The sequence below is a fragment of the Candidatus Dadabacteria bacterium genome, assembly GCA_026706695.1.
Lineage (GTDB): Bacteria > Desulfobacterota_D > UBA1144 > Nemesobacterales > Nemesobacteraceae > Nemesobacter.
This window is the reverse complement of sequence record JAPOYE010000053.1, coordinates 1-8,821: the sequence shown is the minus strand read 5'-3', so window position 1 is coordinate 8,821 and position 8,821 is coordinate 1. Positions and strand designations below refer to the sequence as shown.

Annotated in this window: 12 protein-coding genes; 3 read left to right on the top strand and 9 right to left on the bottom strand. The window is 48.9% G+C overall.

Translation table 11 applies throughout. From position 1 onward, the window contains the following. Window positions 1-27 precede the first annotated feature (27 nt). Together OXG10_04050 and OXG10_04045 are read right to left on the bottom strand one after the other, a co-directional pair. Window positions 28-813: a DUF1828 domain-containing protein gene (locus OXG10_04050; GenBank protein ID MCY3826542.1), complete on the bottom strand. Its 786-nt coding sequence runs from the start codon at window positions 811-813 to the stop codon at window positions 28-30. Window positions 814-824: 11 nt separating this feature from the next. After that, window positions 825-1,286, bottom strand: a complete 462-nt coding sequence (locus OXG10_04045; protein ID MCY3826541.1) for a hypothetical protein — start codon at window positions 1,284-1,286, stop codon at window positions 825-827. Window positions 1,287-1,616: 330 nt separating this feature from the next. Between OXG10_04045 and OXG10_04040 the strand changes: the two genes are divergently transcribed. Together OXG10_04040 and OXG10_04035 are read left to right on the top strand one after the other, a co-directional pair. Beyond that, window positions 1,617-2,756, top strand: a complete 1,140-nt coding sequence (locus OXG10_04040) for an alanine--glyoxylate aminotransferase family protein (GenBank protein MCY3826540.1) — start codon at window positions 1,617-1,619, stop codon at window positions 2,754-2,756. A gap of 57 nt (window positions 2,757-2,813) precedes the next feature. Then, window positions 2,814-3,485 carry a DUF2461 family protein gene (locus tag OXG10_04035; protein MCY3826539.1) on the top strand — a complete coding sequence of 224 codons (672 nt, stop codon included), beginning with the start codon at window positions 2,814-2,816 and terminating at the stop codon, window positions 3,483-3,485. A gap of 7 nt (window positions 3,486-3,492) precedes the next feature. Here the strand turns inward: OXG10_04035 and OXG10_04030 are convergent, their stop codons facing one another. The 7 genes from OXG10_04030 to OXG10_04000 form a co-directional block, all read right to left on the bottom strand. Next, window positions 3,493-3,837: a helix-turn-helix transcriptional regulator gene (locus tag OXG10_04030; protein MCY3826538.1), complete on the bottom strand. Its 345-nt coding sequence runs from the start codon at window positions 3,835-3,837 to the stop codon at window positions 3,493-3,495. A gap of 4 nt (window positions 3,838-3,841) precedes the next feature. Then, complete coding sequence (locus OXG10_04025; protein MCY3826537.1) at window positions 3,842-4,249, bottom strand: MAPEG family protein; 408 nt, start codon at window positions 4,247-4,249, stop codon at window positions 3,842-3,844. Between the two features lie 38 nt (window positions 4,250-4,287). Beyond that, window positions 4,288-4,569, bottom strand: coding sequence for a hypothetical protein (locus OXG10_04020; GenBank protein MCY3826536.1), 282 nt, complete (start codon window positions 4,567-4,569; stop codon window positions 4,288-4,290). A 14-nt stretch (window positions 4,570-4,583) separates the two neighbouring features. Beyond that, entirely contained in the window at window positions 4,584-4,928 is a 345-nt protein-coding gene (locus OXG10_04015) for a hypothetical protein (protein MCY3826535.1), read from the bottom strand. 10 nt (window positions 4,929-4,938) lie between these two features. Beyond that, window positions 4,939-6,009: a chorismate synthase gene (gene aroC / locus OXG10_04010; protein ID MCY3826534.1), complete on the bottom strand. Its 1,071-nt coding sequence runs from the start codon at window positions 6,007-6,009 to the stop codon at window positions 4,939-4,941. 13 nt (window positions 6,010-6,022) lie between these two features. After that, window positions 6,023-7,009 carry an SDR family oxidoreductase gene (locus OXG10_04005; GenBank protein ID MCY3826533.1) on the bottom strand — a complete coding sequence of 329 codons (987 nt, stop codon included), beginning with the start codon at window positions 7,007-7,009 and terminating at the stop codon, window positions 6,023-6,025. Between the two features lie 133 nt (window positions 7,010-7,142). Continuing rightward, window positions 7,143-8,108, bottom strand: coding sequence for a site-specific integrase (locus OXG10_04000; GenBank protein ID MCY3826532.1), 966 nt, complete (start codon window positions 8,106-8,108; stop codon window positions 7,143-7,145). Between the two features lie 150 nt (window positions 8,109-8,258). Between OXG10_04000 and OXG10_03995 the strand changes: the two genes are divergently transcribed. Continuing rightward, on the top strand, window positions 8,259-8,821 hold a 563-nt coding region (locus OXG10_03995; GenBank protein MCY3826531.1), incomplete at its 3' end, for a hypothetical protein.

Below are 8,821 nucleotides of genomic sequence, written 5' to 3'. Positions count from 1 at the left end.
GCAAGAGGCTCAAGGGAGTATTCAGCACTAACCAGAAGGGGAGGAAATATTCTCTTCCAGAAAGCGCGTGATTCTCTCGCGGTTTGCGGGTAGGTTTGAGAACTGCTTCTCGCATACATCGCTGAAACGTGCTAACACTTTTCGATTGATCGACTCCTGATCTTCAAAAATAGCTAGAGAACGGAACGGAATCCCCCATTTTTCAAACTGAAGCAATGCAATTGTGGCATCGCGGGTCTTACCGTCATTGGAAAGGGCATGCACAAAAATCGGTCGAGGCATGTTGTTGATTCGGCAATCTACCGTGTAAATCTCACGGTCATCATGCTCTTTATCGCTCCAGTTGAAACTCATACGTTCTTCTGGAACGATTTCCCTCAAGAATGTTCGAAAATCTTCTACAAAAGTGGACTGAACCCGTCCACGCGACAAATATGATACGTCAGAAATCTTTAGGAGTGCTTGGATAAAAGAATATAATGCATCACCGTAGCGCTCATCCGGCACGTCAAGTACCAACTCTCCATGGCGATCCTCCACCTTAAACGTAGACAATGTGTTGGAAATGATCTTCTGGCGCGTGCCACTGTGAAGGTCTCTTTCATCAATATCGTAGGTAAGGTGCATATATGTATGGGCCTCATCGGAGAGTAACCATTGCGTTCCCTCTCTTTTGAGAACGATTGCTAAATGATCACCGTCCTCAAACAAGAAAGGAGTAAACACGCGGAAGCGTTCCACGCCCTCAGCTGCAAGACGAATCTTTGTCGAAATTTTCTCACGAAAGTCTTGCTCTATGGCTTCGATGGACATTGTTCAACCTCCTAAAAAAGATTGCCTTGCAGTTCATGCGAGACTTCAAAATTTACATCCTCAATTAAACAGTTAAGAGCTCCGTAGAGATCGGTCGGTTTAGCATAGGCATCTTCCCGTGCTCCGATTCCCTGGTATCGCTCCGTAGCAAAGTGAATATGAAAATCGTAGAACGTCTCATCTTCAATATGGTTTGTGTGCTCGTGGCTTCTACCATTGTAACGACGAAGTCGAAAAATTTGATTCGATTGAGGAACATGAACAGCCAGGACAATTGAAAAATCAAGTGGATTAATGTGGCTCCGTCTGAAAATAATGCGGAACTTGTTGTTTACGTTACCAACAAATTCTAGTTGCCGTTCATCGTGACCACGTTTGGGTTTTAGACCAATCCGTTTACGCCAATCAATAGGTAAAGGCTTGTGTTCTTGCACCAACAATTTAATCTCCTCGTCCGAGTATATTATCGCCATGAGTTGCTCCGGTTCAATAAGTTAGGCATTTCCAGCCAGCAACGCCCAGAGTCAGCAGGTATTGTAAAACTAATCTTTCTTACGATTGATCGTTTCTTGATCTGAAATTCTCTTTTCGTGCCTCGGATAATGGAAATATAAAGGGAATCATATGCCCAATCCCTTTTTAGATATTAACATATTCTGTCAGTTCTTTCCCTATGAAGTTTACCGTTTTGATCAAATTGATTCATTACTGAACAGCTACCGACAAAACAATTGAAATAGTCGGGATGTTAGGGTAGTTTATCGATTTTTATTCGATTCCTCGTACTATAGGAGAAACACCAAATGAAAAGATTGCTGCTGACCCCGGGCCCTGTCGCAGTCTCAAGCGAAATAATGGTTGAGATGGCAAGACCGCTCATTCATCACAGAACCAAGGAGTTCGAAGCTATATTCGAGCGGGCAAGAGAAGGGCTGAAACACATCTTTCAGACCGAAAACGAAGTTTTCATACTGGCGGCTTCGGGAACCGGCGCCATGGAGGGAGCAGTTGTGAACACTCTCTGCGCAGGCGATAAGGTAATCACGGTAAACGGCGGGAAATTCGGAGAGAGATGGGGAAAGATCGCAAGGGCCTACGGACTAGAAGTGGACGAGATAGATGTTACCTGGGGCGAGGCGGTTTCTCCCGCAATCATAGAGGAGAAGCTCGAAAGCGACCCCTCGATAAGGGCGGTTCTGATGCAGGCAAGCGAAACCTCCACCGGGGTCAAGCATCCAACTGACCAGGTCGCGGCGATTACCTCGAAAAGAGACGACGTGCTGTTGATAGTTGACGGCATAACCGCCGTCGGGGTTTTCTCCCTTCCGTTTGACGAACTGGGAATAGATGTTCTCGTGGGCGGCTCGCAGAAGGCTTTCATGCTCCCTCCGGGGCTTTCATTCGCAACGATGAGCGAGAAAGCCTGGGAATTCAACAAGACCTCGGATCTCCCGAAGTTCTATCTCAACTTTGCCGACTACCAGAAAAGCGCCCAGAAAAACACCACGCCCTGGACCCCTGCCGTCACGCTCGTAGTCGGCCTTGGCAAGGTTATAGAAGGATTCATGGAAGAGGGAATGGAGAATATTTACAGAAAACGCGAGCTGATGTCGCTTGCCACCCGGGAGGCGCTCCGAGCGATCAAAGTAGAGCTTTTCACCACCGACGCGGCGAGCCCGGCCCTCACAGTGGGAGTAGCGCCAGAGGAGATAGGGGCGGGAAAAATCATCTCCGAGCTTCAGGCGAAATTCGGCATGACCGTCGCAGGCGGACAGGATCACGCCAAGGGGAAAATCTTCAGGGTATCCCACATAGGGGATGTCGACCGAAACGACATGGTGGCGTTTATCTCGGCCCTTGAATCCATTTTGGGGTCTCTGGGACACGACTTCACAAGCGGAGCCGGTGTTGCCAAGGTATCGGAACTGTTGGGAACGGCATAGACACCGTTACTATGTGACGTCCGCTATTCAAGCGGACTGAAGTCGGACAACACCTCCATGAAGCGCTTCTCCTCAGAAACTTTCCGTTTTCTAAAGGATCTCGGCAGTCCGCGCGACAAGACATGGTTTGAAGAAAATCGCGAGCGGTACGAGGAGAATCTGCTTGGGCCGCTACGCCAAGCTGTTACAGACATAGGTCCCAGTCTCCGCGAGGTGATCAAAGACTGCGAGATCCGCCCCGCCGTTAATAAAACGATTACCCGGATAAACCGGGACATGCGTTTTGCCAAGGGGCAAAGTCCTTACAAAGACAACATGCTCGCTCTTTTTTACAGAGAGGGCCGCAAAAGGCTTGATGCTCAATTGTTTCTGAGTTTTCAGTCGGAAGGCGTATGGCGGGGACTCTACGTGCCCACTCCGCTGCTCGCCCCCGACGCCCCGATGGCCGAAGAAATTGAAAATGATTCACAGGGAGTCATCAACTTGGCTCAAGAAATCGGCCTCGGAAATGATATCGATCTGGTCGCGTGCAAAAAATATGGTGAAATTGGCCGGACGCTTGATCCTGCAAAGGCGGAAAGCTTCCTTGAAGGACCGCATCTTTGCGCCTTGCAGACATGTGAACCGGATGAGGTCGCAGCCGGTCCCGCCACCTTCATCCGCGAAACCCGAGACTTGTTAGTGCGACTCGTTCCTCTCTGGCAGTTCTATTCTGGAGCGACAGGATAAACTTAGCTTATTGCCGTTTCAATTGTTGCTGTTTCGCTTCGTTTGCAGCGCAGATCGTTGCAATTGTCTCCTGCTTGATTGCTTCAAAGCTGATTTTGAGCCGTGTACCGGTTGCCTGCGCAATCTTCTTTAGCGTATTTGTAGAAGGATGAATCCTGCCGCTCTCGAATCTGGCCACGGCAGATTGCGTTGTCTGAATTCTCTCGGCTAATTGTGCTTGAGTCAGCCCTGCCTGAAGGCGAGCCCCAATAAGCAGGCGTGCAATTTCAAATTCCGGTCCAAGCTCGTCATATGCGGACCTGTACTCCGGATTCTTGCTCCATTTTTTGTGTAATTCGCTTACCCTACCCATTTAGCTAAAGCACGGAACCCAGATTGATCGCCACGACGATACCGTAGCCCAGAAAGGTCAGTACCATGCCTCCAACTCTCATGAACATGCTCCGCTGTCTCATGAAACTGAAAAGAATTCCATGCATAAGCCTGCCGACCAGAAAAGCCGCGCCCGCAAAATGCAGATATGCGGAGGACAGATGATTAAGCTCCGCGACAAGCATCAGAATCAGAAACAGCGGTGCGTATTCGATTAAATTTCCGTGTCCCCTTACAGCTCTGTTAAGAGTTTCCTGCGAAATCGTTTCACCCTTCTTACGCAGAAAATCGGTAAATGGACTGCCCCTCAGATGTATGACTCTCATGCTCAGGATTATAAGAAATATCGCCAGAAGGCATGAGTAAAGAAGTGTTATTTGAATTTGCGGCATTTTAGTCTCTCGAAATTAAACTGCAACCCCTTGGAAAGTCAGGAAAAATGCTTTGAGACAAGCGGGTCATTGTCTATTTCCGAGATCAGGTAGCCGATCCCGTAATAGTCACCCGAGTTGTGGTAGAGCCTTATTCCCTGGGGAGTAGTAAGGTAGTTTCCCGTTTTTACGGTCTGCTCAGGGAGATCGACCTCGTACACAGTGTAGCCGACCGTCCCGCTTCCTATGTTAACTTTTTTCCGCTCTTCCCTTAGCTTCTTGACGCTTTTCGCGACCTCCCAGGCCTTTGGATATATGTGTCCTTTAACGAGAAACTTCATAACAGCCTGAAAAACTAAAGAATCTCCATCTCCACGCGGTCTATCAAACCGATGCACATCATTATCTTGTCTATGCCCGGGTCCCTTTTGTGAACGAAAGCTTCTGAGAATTCTCCGTCGCAGTCCCCGCACACACCCCCCTTCTCTGATTCCTTTTCGCAATCCCCGCAGTAATATGTCTTCAGGTTATACCAATGTAAAGAGGAATAAAGGAGTTCCCTGAAACCGCTTTTGCTAAGACACTCCCCCCACTCGGAAATCGCTTCGACCAAGTTGCGGCGGTAGTAATCGGGTATGTCCGCCAGATGTCCCGAGTATATCTCTTCCTCTCCTACGTAAATTCTGAATAGTTCCGACATGGCAGTTAAATCAGACAGTCGACAGTTTTGAGATCAGCAGGTGATCGACCAGAACAAGATTGACCATGGCCTCCGCTATGGGAACCGCCCTGGGGCAAAGACACGGATCATGCCTTCCCTTTACCCGCAGTTGGGTTTTTTCTCCCTTTTTATCCACGGTGTCCTGAACCTGGGATATTGAAGAAGTGGGTTTTATGGCGATTCTCACGACTAGGTCCGCCCCGCTTGTTATTCCGCCCAGAAGGCCGCCCGAGTTGTTCGTCCTGAAGCCTAGGGTGCCGTCTTCTTTTTTATACATGAGATCGTTTACCTGCGAACCTTTCCTCTCGACGACCCCGAAACCCATCCCCATCTCGAAGCCCCTTATCCCCCCTATGCTCATAAGAGAGCGCGCGAGGTCCGCGTCAAGCTTGTTAAACACGGGCTCGCCGAGACCCGTGGGAAGCCCCCGGGACACTACCTCGACTGTTCCTCCGACGGAATCTCCCTCCTTTCTGACCGATTCTATAAGATCGATCATTCTCTCCGCTGCTTCCGGGTCGGGGCAGCGGACGGGATTTTCCTCGATCCGGTCAAAGTCAATGTCCTCGGCAACTATGTCTCCCACCTGCTTTACGTACCCCGTGGTAGTCACTCCGTGGGAATTAAGGATTTTCTTGGCTATCGCGGCTGCGGCCACCCTTCCGACCGTTTCCCGCGCCGAGGAGCGACCGCCTCCCCGGTGGTCCCTGCGCCCGTACTTCTCGTCGTAGGTGAAATCGGCGTGGCCGGGACGGTAGACGTCCTTTATGTCCTCGTAGGATTTCGATTTGGCGTCTGTGTTTCTAACCATCATGGATATGGGAGTTCCGAGGGTTTTTCCGTCAAAAACGCCCGAGAGTATCTCGATTGTGTCGGCTTCCTTTCTCTGGGTAGTGATCCTGCTCTGCCCCGGACGCCTCCTGTCAAGTTCGTACTGTATGTCCTCGGCGCAGATCTCGAGTCCCGCGGGACAGCCGTCAACCACGACTCCCAGAGCGGGGCCGTGGGACTCCCCCCAGGTGGTAATTCTGAAAAATCTTCCGAAACTGTTTGCCGCCACTTTGCTCCCTTTTTTACTTCAGATAGCCGTTTTCCCTGAACCACTCCACGGTTTTCCGTATAGTCTGCTCGATCGGAGTCACCGTGAATCCGAGCTCCCTTACGGCCTTTGAATTGTCAGCATGCCAGTTATACCTTGAAAGCTTTATGGAATCGATGTCCAGCGTGGAATAATTCGGAAATCCGAGTCCCAGGACCCTCTCAAGGAGAAACGCGGTGGTGTAGGCGAATACGTAGGGAATCTTGATTTTGGGAGCGGAGACGCCGGTTATCTCTTCCAGAAGGGCGAAGTAACCTCGCACATTCACGTTCTCGTTTGCTAGTATGTAGCGTTCTCCGGGCTTTCCGTTCTTCTCCGCGAGCAGGTGTCCGTTCGCGACATCCTCAACGTCGACAACGTTAAAGGTGCCGTCCATGTAACCAGGGAATCTTTTCTTGCAGAACCACAGAACCGATCCCGAGCTTGAAAGATAGATATCCCCCGCGCCGAGAACCACCGAAGGGTTCGTTATAACCACCGGAAGGCCCTTTTCGCCGAAGCTCTTTGCCTCTCTTTCCGCGAGATACTTGCAGTTCATGTACCCTATCCCATCGGAGTAGAGATCGTACTGGGTGGATTCGGTTACCGGGGAACCGTCCTGCTCGACCCCGATAGCAGCCACGCTGCTTGTGAAAACAACCTTGGATACGCCCACGTCCATGGCGGCGGAAAGAACATTCGAAGCACCGCGCACGTTTATATCCAGCATTTTCTGGTGATCCGATTTCTTAAACGACACAAACCCAGCCGTATGGAAAAGCGTGTCGCATCCGGAAAAAGCGGCCTTAAGAGAATCAGGATCTCCAACATCCCCGTAGACCTTCTCAACATCGAGAGAATCTATGTTTTTAGTATTGCTCGTCTTTCTTAGGAGAACCTTGACTCGGTCTCCTCTCTCAACCAGCTTTCTGGTTATGTGCGACCCTATAAACCCGGTCGCTCCCGTAACTACTGTCGCCATCTGCTATTTTCCTCCGGGGGAATTGATTGAAGAAAAACATTTTTCCCAAGAGTATAACAATTCCGCCTGATAATGTACAAAAACAAACTGAGGCCGCGTGCAACCGGTTCAAAATTCACGAATCAGGTTAATATCACAAAAATTTTTCTCCAGCATGATCCACGAAATAGTCGACATCCCTTATATATCTCATCACAGTAGAGGGATTTGAGTGTCTTGTAACTTCCATTATTTTGTCGAGACGCGCATGGTGAACCGCCGCACTCGTAACAAACCCAGCGCGGAGTGAATGTCCTGACACCTGTTTCGGGTCCAGACCGATGAGTGCAGCGTAATGCTTTACGAGCCTCGGAATATCCGAATGGTGCATCGGAAGACCTCTAAGCCTGCCTCCCCGTTTCATCGTCTGAAAAAGAGGGCCTTCCGTAATTCCCGATGCTTGCAGCCAGTCTCGAAGCCTTTTTATCGGTTTTACATACTTTCCTTCCGGTATCGCAATCTTGTGTCCTCTGCCTTCCTGATCAGTCTTTGACTTTCGTATATAAATGAACATCTTCCAGGAATCCTTCACGCTCTGCGGCTCTATGAACTCAACATCATTCATGGTCAGTGCGCAGATTTCAGAACGTCTTAGGGCCCCGGCAAATCCGACGGCAAGAATTGCGGCATCACGTTTGCCGATAGGGGTATCGGGACACTGGTCCAGCATTCTTTTTATGTCGCGCTCTCTTAGCGCGTTTACGCGGCGCGGCGCGGTACCCTTGATTCTTGCCAGCCCTTTGAATACGGCTACCACCTTCGGATGGTTCATCGGAGAGGTTTTTTCGGCATCGGTGTATTTTTTGTTTATTCCGCTTCTGTACAGAGAAACCGTTCCCATTGAAAGTATTTTTCCGCTATTCGAACGAGGCTGGGTTGCCAGGTCAATTATGAAATCGGCGGTTTGTTCCGGCGTTATGGAAAACGGGTCTATGTTTCGGGAAATGCAGTAATCCTCAAAGCACCTCCAACCCTTGTCATATGCTATACGGGTATTCTGCGCCAAGGCAGAGGAAGCAATTTCGTTATAGAAAACTCTTTTGTCTACTGATATTGTCATTTTCTCCTCCTTGATTCTGATTTGAGTGGAGAAAATGACAAATTATTTTCAACAGCTTTTCCATTTAAAGAAGGATTCTAACCAAGTGTAAGATTGAGTAGTGAAACTTAATCAAATCTGACTCCCTAACACGTACTATCCTCAAAAGTGATGAGATACAACGCTTTTATTGTTAATGTTGCTAACCAAAGACTAAAAAGTCTTTATGATTTTGAGAACAGGAAAGAAATCTTCAAAAATGTTCACCGATCTTACAAATTCTGTCTTCTTACTTTAAGTGGAACTGAGAGTCCATGTGAAGAGGCCGAGTTCGCCTTTTTCCTTGATAAAGTTGAATATCTAGAAGATTCCGAAAGACGATTCAGGATGTCAGCGGATGACTTCGCTTTGTTTAATCCCAATACCCGCACTTGTCCTATTTTCCGAACCCGGCGTGATATGGAAATTGCTCGTAAGATGTACCGCAGAACCGGAGTTCTGTGGAAAGAGGCACGTGACAACGAACCGGAAGTAAATCCTTGGGGGATCAGATTCCAGAGAATGTTTGATATGTCAAATGATTCAAATCTCTTCAAAACACGTGAAGAGCTAAATGAAGAAGGATGGGAGTTGGAAGGCAACATCTTTATACGAGGTAATGACCGTTATCTTCCCCTTTATGAGGCTAAGCTGTTTCACCAGTATGATCACCGCTTCGCTACGTTCGAAGGGGT